We start from the raw sequence: 16,489 nt of genomic DNA, 5'->3' as shown, positions 1-16,489 counted from the left end.
CTAGTGGCAGCCCATGACGCCGTCGAGGTGATCAGTGTCAAGCGTGACAAGGCCGAGCTGAGCGACAGCCAGATCGACTGGGTGATCGACGCCTACACGCGCGGCGAGGTCGCCGACGAGCAGATGTCGGCACTGGCGATGGCGATCCTGCTCAACGGGATGAACCGTCGCGAGATCGCCACCTGGACCGCCGCGATGATCGCGTCGGGGGAGCGGATGGACTTCTCGTCGCTCTCGCGGCCAACCGCCGACAAGCACTCGACCGGTGGAGTGGGCGACAAGATCACGCTTCCGCTGGCGCCGCTCGTGGCGGCGTGCGGCGTGGCCGTGCCGCAGCTCTCCGGGCGGGGGCTGGGCCACACCGGCGGCACGCTCGACAAGCTGGAGTCGATCCCGGGCTGGCGTGCTGCGCTGTCCAACGACGAGATGTTCGCGCAGCTCGAGTCGGTGGGTGCGGTGATCTGTGCGGCCGGCGACGGGCTGGCTCCGGCCGACAAGTTGCTCTACGCGCTGCGGGACGTGACCGGCACGGTCGAGGCGATCCCGCTGATCGCGTCGTCGATCATGTCGAAGAAGATCGCCGAGGGCACCGGTGCGCTGGTGCTCGACGTGAAGGTCGGCTCGGGTGCGTTCATGAAGGACCTCGACCGGGCCCGCGAGCTGGCCTCGACGATGGTCGAGCTCGGCAAGGGTGCCGGCGTGCAGACCGTCGCTCTGCTCACCGACATGGCCACGCCGCTCGGCCTGACCGCCGGCAACGCGATCGAGGTCGCCGAGTCGGTCGAGGTGCTGGCCGGTGGTGGTCCCGCCGACGTGGTCGAGCTGACCGTCGCGCTGGCCACCGAAATGCTGGCCGGCGCGGGCGTCACCGACGTCGACCCGGCCGAGGTGCTGGCGTCGGGCCGGGCGATGGACTCCTGGAAGTCGATGATCCGCGCCCAGGGCGGCGACCCCGAGGCCGAGCTGCCGACGGCACGCGAGTCGCACGTCGTGACGGCCCCGGCTTCCGGTGTGCTCACCCGTCTCGACGCGATGGCCGTCGGCCTGGCCGCGTGGCGGCTGGGTGCCGGTCGGGCGCGCAAGGAGGACCCCGTGCAGGCGGGTGCCGGTGTGGTCTGGCACGCGCGCCCGGGTGACACCGTGCGTGAAGGTGAGGCGCTGTTCACGCTGCTGACCGACGAGCCCGACCGCTTCGAGCGCGCGCTGGCGTCGCTTGAGGGTGGCTACGACGTCGCTGACGGGGCGACCTACGAGTCGACGGCCCTGATCCTCGACCGCATCTCCTGACGCTTATCGGTTGTACATGACTAGGGATGACTGCCTCCGGGCGCTGACGGAGATCCTCGAGCGAGACCCGCGAGTCCGCGGCGCCTGGCTCGTGGGCAGCCTCGGTCGCGGGGCTGGGGATGAGCTCAGCGACCTCGATGTCCTGGTCGTCGTCGATCTCGGTGATCGCGAGACGTGGCTGGTCGACTGGGACGAAGCGATAGCGGCCAGGATCCCCGTGGTCCTGCAGCAACGCATCGAGCTCGGAGAGATGGTCGTGCTCAACCACGTAACCGAGGACTGGGTGCGGTTCGACGTGTCGGTGGTGCCGCCCGGTGATCTTGTTGAACGTGCAGCCTCGTCCGTGAAGGTCCTGTTCGACCGAGACGACCTGCAGTCGTCGATGACCGGGCAGGCTCGGCCCATCCCGCCGTCAGGTCACCGCGTCGGCGCACTGGCTCGGGAGTTCCTCCGGGTGCTCGGGCTGCTCCCGGTCGTCCTGGGCCGCGACGAGCTCGAGATCGGTGCATCCGGGTCGGGACTGCTCCGCGGGCTGCTCATCCAGCTGATGCTGGAGGACGCCTGCGTGCCGGATCGTGGCGGCGCGTTGAAGCTGCGCGGAGTGCTGCGCAACGAGCACCTCGAGCTGTTGCGCAGACTGCCGCCGATCGAGGCGACCCGGGAGTCGATCCTGGCTGTGCACCTGGCGGGTGCCGAGGGCTTCCTCCCGCTGGCGCGAGAGCTCAGCGAGAGAACCGGCGAACCGTGGCCGCAGGATCTCGAGACCGCGCTGCGGCGGCACCTCGAGCGTGAGCTCGACCTGCGCCTTGGCTCATAGTCTGGCGTCGTCGAGGTCTCGACACCTCGCCCGTTCCTCGCGAGGCATTCGACCAACGAGCGTTACAGTCGGGTGAGCAGGCCGGCGGCGGGCAAGGTGCTGGGCGTCGCGCCGCCGCGTACCTGCTCGGCCATCACGACGCGGATCAGGTCGTTGGCGGGGGTTGGTACGCCGTGGAGGCGGCCGAGCAGGGCGATCTCGCCGTTGAGGTAGTCGGTCTCGACGGTGCCCTGGCCGCGGGCGAGGCTCTGCCACGTCGAGCCACCGGAGCGGCTGCCGACCGGGCCTGCGGTGAGCAGCGAGCCGCGGCGTACCTCTTCGTCGGCCTCGCTCGTCACCGGGGTGCCCGCAGCTGCCAGCACTCGCTCGCCCTCCTCGCGCATCAGCGTGACCACGGCGTTGCGGTCGTCGCCGGGTTCGAAGCACGCCTGAGCAGCGTTGCCGAGGTTCATCAGGAGCTTGCGGTGCTTCCAGGCCATCGCGTCGTCGCGCACGACCGACTCGAAGCCGGCCGCCCGGAACGCCGCCGAGACCAGCTCGCAGCGCTCGTTGCGACCGGTGGGGAAGCGGCCGAGGTCGAGGATCCCGGGCACCGGTGAGCTGTTCTGCACGACCACGCCCGGGTCGAGGTGGGTCGTCGGCATCATCACCGTGACGGCCAGCACGTGCGGGAACCGTCGCAGGCAGGCGGCCTCGTTGGCCACGCCGTTCTGTACGCACACGATGGTGGCGTCCTGGGGCACGTGTGCGACAAGGTCGTCGAGGGCGGCAGCGGTCTGGTGGCCCTTCACAGTCAGCAGCACGACGGTGTCGGCCGAGGGTGAGAGGTCGGCGACGGTGTCGGCCGCTGGCAGGCGCACCACCTGGTCGCCGTCGACCGAGCGCAGCGTCAGGCCGTCGGCCAGGATCGCGTCGAGGTGCGCGCCGCGGGCGACCAGCGCCACGTCGTACGACGCGAGCGCGAGCCGCGCACCGAGGACCCCGCCGACAGCGCCCGCGCCGTACACGACGAAGCGCATGCTCAGGTGAGCAGCAGGACGACGGTCTCGGCGACGCAGGCGGGCTTGGCGACGCCCTCGATCTCGATCGACCACTTGAGCGTCATCTGCTTGCCGGCGGGTACGTCGACGACCCCGCCGAGCTCGGCGTGCGCGCGCACCCGCGAGCCGACGAGCACCGGGTTCGGGAAGCGGACCTTGTTGACGCCGTAGTTGAGCTTGGCGCCCGGGGTGTCGAGGGAGAAGACCTGTTGGCCGAGCATCGGGAGCAGCGACAGAGTGAGGTAGCCGTGGGCGACGGTGCCGCCGAACGGCCCGTCCTTCGAGCGCTCGACGTCGACGTGGATCCACTGGTGGTCGCCCGTCGCCTCGGCGAAGGTGTCGATCCGTTGCTGGTCGATGGTGAGCCAGTCGCTGCTGCCGAGGGACTCACCGGTGGCGGCCTCGAGCTCGTCGAGACTGGTGAACACGCGCATGAGAACTCCCGTTGGCCGGCTGAGAATGACGCTGCGAGGATGACGCCATGACGTCCGGCTCCGAACCTACCGAATCCCGGCTGCACACCATGTCGCTGGGTTCGTCCGGTCCGCGCATAGCGTTCCTGCACGGCCTGTTCGGACAGGGCCGCAACTGGACCCAGATCGCGAAGGCACTCGTCGGCCCCGACGGCGGCGGAGCACGCGCGCTGCTGGTCGACCTGCCCGACCACGGCCGCTCGCCGTGGACCACGGAGTTCTCGTTCGAGGCGTACGCCGACCGGGTCGCAGCCCAGCTGCGCGAGACGGGCGGCGTCGACCGCTGGACCGTGGTCGGTCACTCCCTCGGCGGCAAGGTCGCGATGGTGCTGGCGCTGGCCCACCCAGACCTCGTCGAGCGGCTGGCTGTCGTCGACATCGCACCCAAGGACTACGGCGACCTGTCGCGCTTCGACGGCTACATCAACGCCATGCAGGCGCTGCCGCTCGACGAGCTGGGCGACCGCGCCGACGCCGAGGCGAGGTTCGACGACGTCGACCCCGACCCCGGTGTGCGGGCCTTCCTGCTGCAGAACCTGCGCCGCGAGGGAGACCAGTGGCGTTGGCAGTCCAACGTCGACCTCTTCGCGGCCGACTCGGCGCGAGGTCACCATTCGCTGATCGCCGACTTCCCGGCCGCGGCGGCCGGGCTGCCGCCGTACGACGGTCCGGTGCTGTGGCTGGCGGGTGGCGACTCGGAGTACATCGAGACCGACGATGCCGAGCAGATGCGGGCCTACTTCCCGGGCGTGCGGCTGGTCACTGTCAAGGGCGTCGGCCACTGGGTGCACAGCCAGGCGCCGGACGTGACCGTCGAGGCGCTGCGCGGTCTGCTGGCCAAACCAGCCAGATGATTGGATGGCAGGCATGACGAGCCCCACCCGCGACCAGGTCCTTGCGGCACCCAAGGTCCTCCTGCACGACCACCTCGACGGCGGGCTGCGCCCGCAGACGATCCTCGACCTCGCCGTCGACGCCGGCCACGAGCTGCCGGCCGACGACGCCGACGACCTCGGGCGCTGGTTCGAGGAGGCCGCCGACAGCGGCAGCCTGGTGCGCTACCTCGAGACGTTCGACCACACGGTCGCGGTCATGCAGAACGGCCCGGCCATCGCCCGCGTCGCCCGCGAGTGCGTCGAGGACCTGGTCGCCGACGGCGTCGTGTACGCCGAAGTGCGCTACGCCCCCGAGCAGCACGTCGAAGGCGGGCTGACCCTCGACGAGGTGGTCGCCGCCGTCCAGGAGGGCTTCGACGAGGGCGTTGCTGCTGCCGGGGGCCGGATCGTGGTCCGCCAGCTGCTCACGGCCATGCGCCACCAGGCCCGGTCGATGGAGATCGCCGAGCTGGCCATCTCGTGGCGCGGCCGGGGCGTCGCGGGCTTCGACATCGCGGGTGCCGAGGCGGGCTTCCCTCCCACCCGTCACCTGGACGCGTTCGAGTACCTCCAGCGCCAGAACTCGCACTTCACCATCCACGCCGGTGAGGCGTTCGGCCTGCCATCCATCTGGGAGGCGATCCAGTGGTGCGGCGCCGACCGGCTCGGCCACGGCGTCCGGATCATCGACGACATCACCGTCGGCGACGACGGCTCCGTGACGCTCGGCGCGCTCGCGTCGTACGTCCGCGACAAGCGCATCCCCCTCGAGATGTGCCCGGCCTCCAACGTGCAGACCGGCGCCGCGACGTCGATCGCCGAGCACCCGATCGGCCTGCTGACCAAGTTGCGCTTCCGGGTCACCGTCAACACCGACAACCGGCTGATGAGCGGCACGTCGATGACCGACGAGATGTGGGCGCTGGTCGAGGCGTTCGGCTACACGCTCGACGACCTGCGCTGGTTCACGATCAACGCGATGAAGTCGGCGTTCCTGCCCTTCGACGAGCGCCTCGAGATCATCAACACGATCATCAAGCCGGAGTACGCCGCGCTCAGCGCGGGGTGAGTGGGGCAGCAGTTCGGTCGTGTCGGTGCGTGGGTGTCGAATCTGTCGGAGTGGCCCGTTGAGCTGCCTTTCGGCTCCGGATAGACGCGCCCGCTTGACCAGCCTATGACCGCGAGGGTGCAATCTGGGGTGGCGGCCATTTCCAGGCGGTTCTGGCGATGGCGAGCAGCAGGACAACTTCGACGGCGCTGCCTACGAGGTAGTACACCCACGTCTCGCCCCTGCAGAAGTAAACGATGGTGAGCGAGTAGAGAAGGCTGACGACGACGTTGGTCATCCGGTTGACCCGAGGTCTCAGGACGAGCGCGAGCACGGCCATCACACTCGGTATCAGGATGTAGATCAGCGCGCCGGTCAAGAACATCTGGTTGATCATGAGTGCCGTGGTCGCCACCTTGCCGTCGAGCGCAGCATCGAGAATGTCGGCGCGGTAGAAGCCGAAGATGTCCACGTAGGCGAACACGAACAGCATGGCGATCCACAGTGCGCTGAGCACGAGCTTCACATCGACTGGGGTGTCTCGTAGTTGCCTGGGTGTTGTCGTCCTCACGGGGATCTTCTCCTCTTGGGTGGCTGCCATTGCTTCACAATGACGCAGCGCGACGAGGGGAACATCGGCCTTGGGTTCCGATCTCCCCCAGCCGTCCGGACGATGTGCGGTTCGTACTTCGGCTGATTCGCCGCGCGCCCGGCTTCCCTAACGCATACCCCGACGACACGGCCTCGGTCTTCAGCTCGACGTCCAGACTCGGGATCTCCACACCACCGGCGAGTTCCACGCAGGCGGATCGCCGCCAACGCTCAATATGGGGTGCTCAGCCGCTGTAGATATGGCTTCGCGGCCAACTTGAGCCGCCGCCACAATGCCTCGGGGCTCTCCCACATAGTCGTTGGAGAAAGTCCTTGGGGCAGACAATGAAGTCCGGCCGAGACGTCGGGAACAACTTGCTTCTGAGAAGCCGGGCGCCTCTTATCGGCGCGAATGATACGAACCTCCCGGGCAATCCGTGTGTTCGACATCGAATCGGCGAACATCAAGCCGGGCGCCGCACTCAGCGCGGGCTGACCCAGAACCACGGCACCGGCCATGCGAGGTCCCTGATCCGACCGGCGGCGAACTCCTCGGCATCGACCGTGCGTGTGCGCCCGGAGGCCGGGTCGTACGTCGTGAGGTCGGCGTCGAGAACCAGCACGACATGCCGCGGGAGCACGCTCCCGACGAACAGGGGTACGGCGTCGAGCACGGCCGCCGTACGGATCTCGTCGAGCGCTTGGGTCCGTGACCACGGCAGCACCGGGTGCATCTGGTGTGGGCGACCGCGACGGGCGGTGAGCTGACGGCTGACGGCCCAGGGCGGGGTGCCGAGGAGACGGGTCCACGGCGCCTGGATGCGGCCCGCGGCGTCGATCGGCCCGGTGGCGCGCCGGTGCATCGCGAGCACCTCGTCTTCGAACCGGTCGGCGCCGCCGTTGGCCAGCCACGCGGCGTACGCCTCGTTGGTTAGCACCTCGGTCACCACGAGCACCGCGGCACCGCACGAACGCTGGTCGGGCTGGCGCAGCCGCAGACGCAGCGCGCGGCTGGCTGCGGGGCCAGGCGAGGTCATCGGACCAGGGCGCCGATCTCGGCGTACGCCTGCTCGGCCGTCACCGGCCGGGCGCCGAGCGAAGTGGCGTGGTCGACCACCCGCCGCTGGTCGCGCAGCAGCGCGAGGCCGCGGCGCAGCAGCACAAGTGGCGGCTTGCGGTGCTCGCGGAGGTCGCGGGTGAGGCGGCGCCAGAACGTGACGAGCGGGTGCTGTCTCACGCAGTACGCCGCGGCGAGCAGGCCGCGTTCGGCGCAGGCCGGCACGATCTCGGCGGCGAAGATGCCCTCGGCGATGAAGCACCGGGCAGAGCCCAGGTCGAGGTTCTGCACGCCGTGGCGGCCGTTGCGGGCGATGTCGTAGACCGGCACCTCGGCAACGCCCTCACGGCACAGCGACTCGATCGCGAACATCGCATCGTCGGGCAGCCAGGAGTCGGGGTGGTCCCAGTCGACCATGCCGTCGATCGAGCCGCCGTGGATGTGGGGGAGCGTCGGGTCGTCGCCGTCCTTGTAGAAGTCGTCGAGCCGCAGCACCGGGAGCCCGGTGCGCTCGGCGAGCCGCGACTTGCCGGCGCCCGACGGCCCGGCGAGGACGATCACCCGCCGTGACGGGTGGTCCGTGGCGTCGGCCGCCACATCTCCCTGGACCTCTCGCTCGAGCACCGGCTCATTGTGCCCGATGGCAGGATGACGCCATGACGGCGTACTGGATCAGCATCTACAAGGAGATCACCGACGAGGCCAAGCTGGCGGCGTACGCCGAGCTGGCCGGGCCGGCGCTGACGGGCGCCGGCGGGACGTTCGTCGCGCGGGGGATGCCCGAGCAGACCTACGAGGCCGGTGAGACGACCCGGACCGTGCTGATCGAGTTCGAGTCGGTCGAGGCCGCCCGAGCCGCGCATGACAGCCCGGACTACCAGGAGGCTCTCGTGGCCCTCGACGGCGGTGCGGTGCGGGACTTACGCATCGTGCCCGGCGTGGAGTAAGGCGCGATCACGTAGCAGCGCCAGCCAGTCGCGCGGCGATCTGCAGCGCTGCGGTGCGCACCTCGGGACCACCGACGATCCGATAGGTCATCGGGAGGACTACGAGCCGCTCGACGACCAGCACCGGGTTGCTGGTCGTGCCGACGATCCGGGTGGTCCTCTCGTCGACGACATCCAGTCGTCCCATGGCGCGCGGCAGGTACGTCGCCACCTCGTCGAGTGACGCGTCGACGACGACCTCCACGTCGTACTCCCAGCCCACCGCGAGGTGCTCCTCGAGGCCGGCGACAGGGTCGAGGTCGGCCGGCGGGTCGAAGGTCTGGTCGAGCACCTCGACCGCAGTGACACGGTCGATCCGGTAGGCCCGCTGCGCCCGGGCACGGTGGTCGAAGCAGAGGAGGTACCAGCGACCGTGGCGTACGACGATCGCCCACGGGTCCACCTCGACGGTCCACTCCCGGCCGGCGTCGGTGCGGTAGCCGATGCGCACCTGCCGACGCCCGGCATGGGCCTCGACCAGGGTGACGGTGGTCCCGGGATCGGGCCTGGAGGGATGCCGGTTGGGGGTTGCTGCCGCCGCGCGTCGTACGGCGTCGGCCTGCGCGGCGACCGGCTCCGGCAGGCCGCGCAGGATCTTGGCGAGCGCGCTGCCCACCGGCTCGGTCGGGTCCGCCGCGGCATGGTGCCCTTCGAGGACCGCCATCACCAGGCCCAGCGCCTCGGTCGCGGAGAAGAGGACGGGCGGCAGGCGCAGGCCGCGCCCGATCCGGTAGCCGCCGTACGGCCCGCGCACCGACTCGATGGGGATGTCCGCCTCGCGCAGGATGGCGACGTACCTCCGGGCGGCTCGCTCGGAGACGCCCAGCTGTACGGCGAGCTGGCCGGCCGTCACGCCCGGGTTGCCCTGCAACAGCTCCAGCGCCATCAGGGCTCGCGCGGTGGGGCTCGCATCGTCGGATCGGGGCACCTGGCGAGTCTAGGACCAGTACAGGCAGCAGAACGTCCGGAATGCCGTCTACGGTCCCTGTCATGAGCGAAACCCGGACCCAGACCTCCTCGCCGCAGCACTTCGCGGACGCCGACCTGACCGGTTCGACGTTCGAGAACGTGGAGATGCGAGGCAGCCGCTTCCACCACGTCGACCTGCGGGAGGCCGACATCCGCAACGTCGACCTCACTGGCGCCACGCTGCACGAGGTCGACCTGGTCGACGTCCGCATCAACGGCGACATCGACCGGGTCGTGATCAACGGCGTCGACGTGGGGCCCCTGCTCGAGGCCGAGCTGGACAGGCAGCAGCCCGGCCGGGCGAAGATGCGGCCGACCGACCCGGCCGGGTTCCGCGAGGCCTGGGACCTCCTCGAGCAGCTGTGGGCCGACACCGTCGACCGCGCCCGCGCACTGCCCCCGGAGCGGCTTCACGAGCAGGTCGACGGCGAGTGGTCGTTCATCGAGACCCTGCGCCACCTCGCCTTCGCCACCGACGCGTGGGTACGCCGCGCCATCGAGGGCGACCCCAACCCGTGGCACCCGCTCGACCTGCCGTGGGACGGCATGCCCGACCTGGCCGGCATCCCCCGCGACCGCGAGGTGCGGCCGACCCTCGACGAGGCCCTCGCGGTGCGCCACGACCGCGCCGCCACCGTCCGACGGATCGTCGACGAGCTCACCGACGAGCAGCTCGACTCCGAAACCGAGCCTGTTGAAGGGGAGAGCTGGCCGCCGCCGAGGTCGTTCCCAGTGCGGGAGTGCCTGCTGACCGTGCTCAACGAGGAGTGGGAGCACCGGCGCTACGCCGAGCGCGATCTCGACGCACTTCTCGACTCCTGAATCCACCACACCAACGAAGAGGAACCCCATGGACATCGTGCTCGTGCCCGGACTCTGGCTCAACGCCTCCACCTGGGACCAGGTGACACCCACGCTCGAGGCAGCCGGCCATCGCACCCACGCCCTGACCCTGCCGGGCATGGAGTCGAAGGAGAGCGACCGCGCCGGCATCACCCTCGACGACCACGTGGCCGCCGTCGTCGCGGCGATCGATGCCGCCGAGGGGCCGGTGCTCCTCGTCGGACACTCGGCCGGTTGCGGCATCGCCCACCTGGCGCTCGACGCCCGACCCGAGCGGGTGGCGCGCGTCGTACACGTCGGCGGGTTCCCGGCATCCGACGGTGAGGAGCTGCTCGGTGGCTTCGACGCGATCGACGGCGAGATCGCCATGCCCGACTGGGCCGAGAAGGGGGAGGACGACAACGTGATCGGCTTCTCCGAAGCAGAGCTCGCCGATTTCTACGCCGCGGCCATCCCCGTGCCGGAAGGCGTCATGAATGGCGTCATCCATCTGAAGGACACGCGTCGGTACGACGTCCCGGTCACGATGGTCTGTCCCGAGTACACCGCCGACCAGTTGCGTGAGTGGGTCGCGGACGGACACGTGCCCGAGCTGGCTGCGATCTCGGACGTGACCTACGTCGACGTGCCCACCGGGCACTGGCCCCAGCTCACCCGGCCCGACGACCTGGCGAAAGCGATCCTGGGGGCCGTGCCCGGCTAGGCCCGCCCTCGGACACTCGTCAGGCTGACTGCGGCGTCCAGTGGCCCGGGTTGTTCATGGCGTCGCTGTTGGCTTCCTCGACCATCGGCCACTTGTTGCCCGGCAGGCCGCGTGCCCCGCTGGCCAGCTGCTGCCACGACGTCGAGGCCGTGGTGGCCTGGTCGATCAAGAACTCCACGAGGAGATCGGCGATGTCGATGATGTTCTGCCAGATCACCTTGGCCAGCTCGAAGGCGGCCGGCAGCTCGAAGGAGATGATCGAGTCGGCTTCGGTCGCCTTCTCGAAGCAACCGATGAGATCGGCGGTCCAGCCGAGGAACTTGGCAGCCAGCTCGCGCCACAGCGTCAGGATCTTGTTGGCTGCGCTGGTTGTGAGGGTGGCCCCGGCGTCGAGAGCCAGGCTGAGGTCGCGCAGGCCGCCGTCCTCGGTGGTGGCGACTGCCTTGTAGTTGTCTGCGGCGTAGCCCTTCCAGTCGTGGTTGAAGATCACCATCTTCTGGGTGAGGTCCCCGGGCACGTAGATCTTGGCCTTGACCGACGAGTAATGGTCGGCGTACTCGAGCAACGACATGGGCCGGCCGGCCAGGTCGCCCACTGCATCCCAGACGTTCGTCTGGATCGTGTCCCACGTGTCCATGATCCACGGGTGGATCTCGTTGTTCCACCTGTCGATGGCGTCGTCGACCTTGTCGGAGAAGACGTCTGCGACCCAGGCGCCGAAGCCGCTCGCGGCATCGTTCAGCATGTTGACGATCCGCGTGATCTGGTCGCCGAGCTCCTTGCAGAACGCCTCCATGTCGTCCCCGATGCCGTCGGTCAGGTCCTCGTAGAACTCGATGCTGCTCACGTCATTCTCCGATCATCTTGTCGAGCTGGGTCGAGTTGGTGGCGGCGGTGGCGTCGCTGTCGTCGTACTCGTTGGCCGCGGAGTTCAGGGCGGCATCGAGGTACTTGAAGCAGTTAGCGGCGTCCGTCAGCGCCTGGTCCATGGCATGCGACCAGGTGTTGTAGTTGTCCGCGACGTCATTGAGTCCGGCGAGGTAGCCGAAGTCGTCGCCCATCCCGATGCCCGGCGAGACCGTCGTCTGGGCGCTCTGGACGTCAGTGGCGTGACCAGCCCACAGCTTGGCGTGGGTGCGTAGCGTTTCGCTCTGGACCTGGAAGCTCATTACTTGTCCCTCTCTGTGTACGCGTTCTGGAATGCTTCGGTGATTGCTGAGGCGAGATTGTCGGGGCTCGCGTTGGCGAGCCAACCGGCATCGGCGGTGACGGGTCCGACGGGTTGGGCCGGGATGAGGGTCACCGTCACGCACTCGTTGGACGAGATGCCCACGGCATCGCCCGGAGTGGCCCGCGGGATGTTGCGTGACTCCTCACGGATGCGGTGACGCGACAGCTGCTCCCTGGTGGGCCGCCGGAATGTCGGCAGGGTGGCCACGGGCTTCGGGCGCTGTCCCGGGTCGCGCCGCGGACGCTCCCGCCTCGACGCCTCCAGCTGAGCCGTGAGCGCAGCGGAGTAGGCCTCGGCCAGGGTCTGCGCGAGGCCGTCGGGCGTGCGGATCGTCGCGTTCTCGGAGACACGCACCGCGGAGACCCGACGCGTAGCGCCGATCGTCACGGTGATCGCCCCGGTCGGGTCGGCGCCTTCCGCCGGCTCGACGTTGGCGGATGCCCTTGCGGCGCTTCCCTGTTCCATGCTCTCCCTCACGTTGTCGGACGCTTGCGTGTCCAAGACCTTCCCGCACGTTGCCTGGTTCAAACCGGGTCTGCCGCGGTTTCGGAGCCGACGCGCTGGGTACGGTGGAGTCATGGTGAGAATGACGGCAGTCGTCGTGTGCGCCGCGGTCGCGAGCTTGGTTGCCTGCTCCGCAGAGACCGCCGAGAGCGATCGACCCTCCGCCACGGCGGCCCCGAGCTCGGCTGGTTCATCGGCCGGTGATCAGTGCGCGGCGCTGCTGGACGACGACGCCCTCACCGCCCTGGGCTGGGCCGCGGACTCCACTGCCGAAGAGCACGCCGGCCGGTGCGAGCGCCGGGCCGGCGGCTCGGGTGCCGTGACCGTGCTGACCCGAGCTGTGACGGGAGAGGGACCGGATGCGGCTCGCGACGCCCTTGACGCACAGTGTGAGGAGCTGCGGTCGGGTGGGGGTTACGTCGACCAGCCGGTCGCCTGGCTCGATCCGGAGTCGGACGCCAGCTGCTTCACGAGCCTGGCCGACACCCGCACGGGCGTGGCGGAGCTCTATCTGGTCAACACCATGGACGAGCTGATCCAGGTCCGCGTCGAGGCTCTCACGCCGGTTGCGCCCGAGCGGGTCCAGGAAGCGATGTCCAACGTGGCTGCGGCCGCTTCGGATCTCGCTTCCTGAGAGGTGTGACGGGCTAGATCCCGATCGGGTGCCAGACGGTCTTGGTCTCCAGGAACGTAGTCATCCGGTCGATGCCGGGCTGGACGTGCCAGTCGGGCTCGGTGATCGGCGGACGGAGCACCCGCTTGAGGTTCTCGGCGGCGGCTTCCTCGAACGCGGTCGCCTGCTCGGTGAGGCCGGCCGCGCCGGTGAGGTCGATGGCGTTGACGTCCATGTGCGAGGCCAGCCAGGGCGCCGTGTTGGCGATCGGGCCGGTGAGGATGTTGACCACACCACCCGGCAGGTCGGAGGTGGCCAGCACCTCGGCGAACGTCACGGCAGGCAGCGGTCGCTCGTGAGAGCTCATCACGACCGCGGTGTTGCCGGTGACGACAACCGGGGCGATGACGCTGATCAGGCCGAGCAGGGAGGACTCCTGCGGAGCGATCACGGCCACGACGCCGGTGGGCTCGGGGCTCGAGATGTTGAAGAACGGACCGGCCACGGGGTTGGCGCTGCCGACGACCTGGGTGATCTTGTCGGCCCACCCGGCGTACCAGACGAGACGGTCGATCGACTCGTCGACGACCTTGTCGGCCTGGCGCGCGGTGAGGCCCTCCGACTGCTTGACGGCCTCGACGAACTGCGGACGACGGTCCTCCATCATCTCGGCGACGCGGTAGAGGATCTGGGCCCGGTTGTACGCCGTACGCGAGGACCAGCCGCCGAAGGCCTTGCGGGCGGCGCCGACGGCGTCGCGGGCGTCCTTGCGCGAGGCCATGGCAGCGTTGGCCACGAAGGCCCCCTTCGAGTCGTTGACGACGTAGGAGTAGCCCGACTCGGACCGCGGGAAGGCGCCACCGATGAAGAGCTTGTAGGTCTTGCGGACGCTCTGCCGTCCCTGGGCGCGACTCATGCGGAGGCTCCCTTCAGGTAGGCCTCGAGGCCGTGCCGTCCGCCCTCGCGGCCGTAACCGGACTCCTTGTAGCCGCCGAAGGGCGACGTGGGGTCGAACTTGTTGAACGTGTTGGCCCAGACCACGCCGGCGCGGAGGTGGTTGGCCATCCATAGGATGCGCGAGCCCTTCTCGGTCCACACACCAGCGGACAGCCCGAACGGCGTGTTATTGGCCTTCTCGATCGCTTCGGCGGGCGTGCGGAAGGTGAGCACCGACAGGACGGGGCCGAAGACCTCTTCGCGGGCGATGCGGTGGGCCTGGGTGACGCCGGTGAAGACGGTCGGCGGGAACCAGAAGCCGGTCTTGGGCAGGTCGCAGACGGGAGCCCACCTCTGGCCGGCGCCCCCTGAAATCTCCTGCTCGCCGATGTCGGCGAGCTCCTTGATCTTTTCGAGCTGCTCCGCGGAGTTGATGGCACCGATGTCGGTGTTCTTGTCGAGCGGGTCGCCCACGCGCAGTGTCGACATCCGACGCTTGAGCTTCTCGAGCACCTCGTCCGCGACGCTCTCCTGCACGAGCAGGCGGCTGCCGGCGCAGCAGACGTGACCCTGGTTGAAGAAGATGCCGTTGACGACACCCTCGACGGCCTGGTCGACCGGGGCGTCGTCGAACACGATGTTGGCGGCCTTGCCGCCGAGCTCGAGGGTGACCTTCTTGGTGGTGCCGGCGACGGCCTTGGCGATGGCCCGGCCCACGTCGGTCGAGCCCGTGAACGCCACCTTGTCGATGTCAGGGTGCGACACGATCGCGCGGCCGGTCTCGCCGGCGCCCGTGACGATGTTGACGACACCCGGCGGCAGGTCGGCCTGCTGGCAGATCTCGGCGAAGAGCAGCGCCGTCAGCGGCGTGGTCTCGGCGGGCTTGAGCACCACGGTGTTGCCCGCGGCGAGCGCGGGCGCGATCTTCCAGGCAAGCATCATCAGTGGGAAGTTCCACGGGATGACCTGGCCCGCGACGCCGAGCGCCTTCGGGTCGGGGCCGAGACCGGCGTAGTCGAGCTTGTCGGCCCAGCCCGCGTAGTAGAAGAAGTGCGCCGCGACGATCGGGATGTCGACGTCGCGCGACTCCTTGATCGGCTTGCCGTTGTCGATCGACTCGAGCACGGCGAGCTCGCGGCCGCGCTCCTGGATGATCCGGGCGATGCGGTAGAGGTACTTGGCGCGCTCGCGTCCGCTCAGGCGCGACCAGACCCGTGTGTAGGCGCGGCGAGCGGCCTTCACGGCCAGGTCGACGTCGGCCTCGCTGGCCTCGGCGATCTCGGCCAGCACCTCCTCTGTCGCGGGGTTGATCGTCTTGAACGACTTGCCGGCACCGTCGACGAACTCGCCGTCGATGAACAGGCCGTACGACGGCGCGATGTCGACGATGCTGCGCGACTCGGGCGCGGGGGCGTAGTCGAACGCCGGCGTCGGCGTCGCTGCGTCGGGAACCTTGACCATGTGGCGGCTCTCTCTCAGTCCAGCGTGAAGTAGTCGGGGCCGGAGTAGCGGCCGGTGCGCATCTTGGTGCGCTGCATGAGCAGGTCGTTGAGAAGCGTGGACGCGCCGAAGCGGAACCACTCGGGCGCGAGCCAGTCGGGGCCGGCGACCTCGTTGACCATCACGAGGTACTTGATGGCGTCCTTGCTCGTGCGGATGCCGCCGGCCGGCTTCACGCCGATCATCTGGCCCGTGGCCTCGCGGAAGTCGCGCACGGCCTCGAGCATGATCATGGTGACCGGCAGGGTCGCCGCCGGCTGCACCTTGCCGGTGGAGGTCTTGATGAAGTGCGCGCCGGCCATCATCGCGAGCCACGAGACGCGTCGTACGTTGTCGTAGGTCTGCAGCTCGCCGGTCTCGAAGATCACCTTGAGGTGGGCGCTCTCCCCGTTTGGTCTGGTGCACGCTTCGCGGGTCGCGACGATCTCGTCGAACACCTGCAGGTAACGGCCCGAGAGGAACGCACCACGGTCGATGACCATGTCGATCTCGTCGGCACCGGCCTCGACGGCGTCGCGGGTGTCGGCCAGCTTGATGTCGAGGGCCGCCCGGCCACTGGGGAAGGCGGTCGCGACGGCAGCCACCTTGACTGGCGAGTCGCCGAGCACCTCCTTGGCGGTGGCCACCATGTCGGGATAGACGCAGACAGCCGCGGCCGACGGGCAGGTCTGGTCGGCCGGGTCGGGATGCATCGCCTTCGCGGCCAGTGCCCGGACCTTGCCCGGGGTGTCCATGCCCTCCAGCGTGGTCAGGTCGACCATCCGGATGGCAAGGTCGATCGCGTGGTCCTTGGCGGTGGTCTTGATGGAGCGGGTGCCGAGGCTCGCGGCCCGGGCCTCCGCACCGACCTGGTCGACGCCGGGGAGACCGTGGAGGAAGCGGCGCAGGGAGGCATCCGAACCGGCGATGTCGGAGTGGTCCCAGCCGGTCTCCGCAGCGCTGGGCGCGTTGGCGCTGGAGGTGGTCGTCACCGGCCCAGCATAGGGTTGGCTGAGGAGTGGGTGGCAATCAGAGGA

The 16,489-nt window shown here is 69.3% G+C and carries 20 protein-coding genes; 8 read left to right on the top strand and 12 right to left on the bottom strand.

The window, feature by feature from the left end; genetic code table 11:
• Positions 1 to 3 precede the first annotated feature (3 nt).
• Positions 4 to 1,287 carry a thymidine phosphorylase gene (locus tag H4Q84_RS08675; RefSeq protein WP_248582989.1) on the top strand — a complete coding sequence of 428 codons (1,284 nt, stop codon included), beginning with the start codon at positions 4 to 6 and terminating at the stop codon, positions 1,285 to 1,287.
• A 16-nt stretch (positions 1,288 to 1,303) separates the two neighbouring features.
• Positions 1,304 to 2,104: a nucleotidyltransferase domain-containing protein gene (locus H4Q84_RS08670; protein ID WP_248582988.1), complete on the top strand. Its 801-nt coding sequence runs from the start codon at positions 1,304 to 1,306 to the stop codon at positions 2,102 to 2,104.
• A 62-nt stretch (positions 2,105 to 2,166) separates the two neighbouring features.
• Here H4Q84_RS08670 and H4Q84_RS08665 read toward each other — a convergent pair whose 3' ends face one another.
• Both H4Q84_RS08665 and H4Q84_RS08660 read right to left on the bottom strand, forming a co-directional pair.
• Positions 2,167 to 3,123 carry a 2-dehydropantoate 2-reductase N-terminal domain-containing protein gene (locus H4Q84_RS08665; protein WP_248582987.1) on the bottom strand — a complete coding sequence of 319 codons (957 nt, stop codon included), beginning with the start codon at positions 3,121 to 3,123 and terminating at the stop codon, positions 2,167 to 2,169.
• Positions 3,124 to 3,125: 2 nt separating this feature from the next.
• Entirely contained in the window at positions 3,126 to 3,578 is a 453-nt protein-coding gene (locus H4Q84_RS08660) for a MaoC family dehydratase (protein WP_248582986.1), read from the bottom strand.
• A 47-nt stretch (positions 3,579 to 3,625) separates the two neighbouring features.
• Between H4Q84_RS08660 and H4Q84_RS08655 the strand changes: the two genes are divergently transcribed.
• Both H4Q84_RS08655 and H4Q84_RS08650 read left to right on the top strand, forming a co-directional pair.
• Positions 3,626 to 4,471 carry an alpha/beta fold hydrolase gene (locus H4Q84_RS08655; protein WP_248582985.1) on the top strand — a complete coding sequence of 282 codons (846 nt, stop codon included), beginning with the start codon at positions 3,626 to 3,628 and terminating at the stop codon, positions 4,469 to 4,471.
• A gap of 13 nt (positions 4,472 to 4,484) precedes the next feature.
• Positions 4,485 to 5,561, top strand: a complete 1,077-nt coding sequence (locus H4Q84_RS08650; protein ID WP_248582984.1) for an adenosine deaminase — start codon at positions 4,485 to 4,487, stop codon at positions 5,559 to 5,561.
• A 103-nt stretch (positions 5,562 to 5,664) separates the two neighbouring features.
• Here H4Q84_RS08650 and H4Q84_RS08645 read toward each other — a convergent pair whose 3' ends face one another.
• The 3 genes from H4Q84_RS08645 to H4Q84_RS08635 form a co-directional block, all read right to left on the bottom strand.
• Entirely contained in the window at positions 5,665 to 6,141 is a 477-nt protein-coding gene (locus tag H4Q84_RS08645; RefSeq protein WP_248582983.1) for a DUF6326 family protein, read from the bottom strand.
• Between the two features lie 472 nt (positions 6,142 to 6,613).
• Positions 6,614 to 7,168, bottom strand: a complete 555-nt coding sequence (locus H4Q84_RS08640; protein WP_248582982.1) for a hypothetical protein — start codon at positions 7,166 to 7,168, stop codon at positions 6,614 to 6,616.
• Positions 7,165 to 7,812 carry an ATP-binding protein gene (locus tag H4Q84_RS08635; protein ID WP_248582981.1) on the bottom strand — a complete coding sequence of 216 codons (648 nt, stop codon included), beginning with the start codon at positions 7,810 to 7,812 and terminating at the stop codon, positions 7,165 to 7,167. Before H4Q84_RS08635 ends, H4Q84_RS08640 begins: the two co-directional genes overlap by 4 nt.
• A 32-nt stretch (positions 7,813 to 7,844) precedes the next feature.
• Here H4Q84_RS08635 and H4Q84_RS08630 point away from each other — a divergent pair, with 32 nt between their 5' ends.
• The gene (locus H4Q84_RS08630; RefSeq protein WP_248582980.1) at positions 7,845 to 8,135 is read left to right on the top strand and encodes a DUF1330 domain-containing protein; all 291 of its coding nucleotides are present in this window, start codon (positions 7,845 to 7,847) and stop codon (positions 8,133 to 8,135) included.
• A 7-nt stretch (positions 8,136 to 8,142) separates the two neighbouring features.
• On the opposite strand, the gene H4Q84_RS08625 is transcribed toward H4Q84_RS08630, so the two are convergent.
• Positions 8,143 to 9,102, bottom strand: a complete 960-nt coding sequence (locus H4Q84_RS08625; RefSeq protein ID WP_248582979.1) for a WYL domain-containing protein — start codon at positions 9,100 to 9,102, stop codon at positions 8,143 to 8,145.
• A gap of 62 nt (positions 9,103 to 9,164) precedes the next feature.
• Here H4Q84_RS08625 and H4Q84_RS08620 point away from each other — a divergent pair, with 62 nt between their 5' ends.
• Both H4Q84_RS08620 and H4Q84_RS08615 read left to right on the top strand, forming a co-directional pair.
• A complete protein-coding gene (locus H4Q84_RS08620; RefSeq protein WP_248582978.1) occupies positions 9,165 to 9,965 on the top strand; it encodes a DinB family protein in 801 nt (266 codons plus the stop codon).
• A gap of 28 nt (positions 9,966 to 9,993) precedes the next feature.
• On the top strand, positions 9,994 to 10,689 hold the full coding sequence (locus H4Q84_RS08615) for an alpha/beta hydrolase (RefSeq protein ID WP_248582977.1): 696 nt from the start codon (positions 9,994 to 9,996) through the stop codon (positions 10,687 to 10,689).
• A 19-nt stretch (positions 10,690 to 10,708) separates the two neighbouring features.
• Here the strand turns inward: H4Q84_RS08615 and H4Q84_RS08610 are convergent, their stop codons facing one another.
• From H4Q84_RS08610 to H4Q84_RS08600, 3 genes are read right to left on the bottom strand one after another with little or no spacing between them, the layout of a single operon-like run.
• Positions 10,709 to 11,536 (bottom strand): hypothetical protein, encoded by an 828-nt coding sequence (locus H4Q84_RS08610; RefSeq protein ID WP_248582976.1) that lies wholly within the window; start codon positions 11,534 to 11,536, stop codon positions 10,709 to 10,711.
• Between the two features lies 1 nt (position 11,537).
• Positions 11,538 to 11,858 (bottom strand): hypothetical protein, encoded by a 321-nt coding sequence (locus tag H4Q84_RS08605; RefSeq protein ID WP_248582975.1) that lies wholly within the window; start codon positions 11,856 to 11,858, stop codon positions 11,538 to 11,540.
• Positions 11,858 to 12,385, bottom strand: coding sequence for a hypothetical protein (locus H4Q84_RS08600; protein ID WP_248582974.1), 528 nt, complete (start codon positions 12,383 to 12,385; stop codon positions 11,858 to 11,860). The genes H4Q84_RS08605 and H4Q84_RS08600 overlap by 1 nt, the downstream gene beginning before the upstream one ends.
• A gap of 112 nt (positions 12,386 to 12,497) precedes the next feature.
• Between H4Q84_RS08600 and H4Q84_RS08595 the strand changes: the two genes are divergently transcribed.
• Entirely contained in the window at positions 12,498 to 13,058 is a 561-nt protein-coding gene (locus H4Q84_RS08595) for a hypothetical protein (RefSeq protein ID WP_248582973.1), read from the top strand.
• A gap of 13 nt (positions 13,059 to 13,071) precedes the next feature.
• Here H4Q84_RS08595 and H4Q84_RS08590 read toward each other — a convergent pair whose 3' ends face one another.
• Genes H4Q84_RS08590 through deoC form a run of 3 tightly spaced genes read right to left on the bottom strand, consistent with a single transcriptional unit; the run spans position 13,072 to position 16,444 of the window.
• Positions 13,072 to 13,953: an aldehyde dehydrogenase family protein gene (locus H4Q84_RS08590; protein ID WP_248582972.1), complete on the bottom strand. Its 882-nt coding sequence runs from the start codon at positions 13,951 to 13,953 to the stop codon at positions 13,072 to 13,074.
• Complete coding sequence (locus H4Q84_RS08585; protein ID WP_248582971.1) at positions 13,950 to 15,434, bottom strand: aldehyde dehydrogenase family protein; 1,485 nt, start codon at positions 15,432 to 15,434, stop codon at positions 13,950 to 13,952. Before H4Q84_RS08585 ends, H4Q84_RS08590 begins: the two co-directional genes overlap by 4 nt.
• A gap of 14 nt (positions 15,435 to 15,448) precedes the next feature.
• Positions 15,449 to 16,444, bottom strand: coding sequence for a deoxyribose-phosphate aldolase (deoC, locus tag H4Q84_RS08580; protein WP_248582970.1), 996 nt, complete (start codon positions 16,442 to 16,444; stop codon positions 15,449 to 15,451).
• Positions 16,445 to 16,489 lie beyond the last annotated feature (45 nt).

It is taken from the genome of Nocardioides sp. InS609-2 (genome assembly GCF_023208195.1).
Taxonomy (GTDB): Bacteria; Actinomycetota; Actinomycetes; order Propionibacteriales; family Nocardioidaceae; genus Nocardioides.
This window is presented reverse-complemented; position numbering and strand designations above follow the sequence as displayed.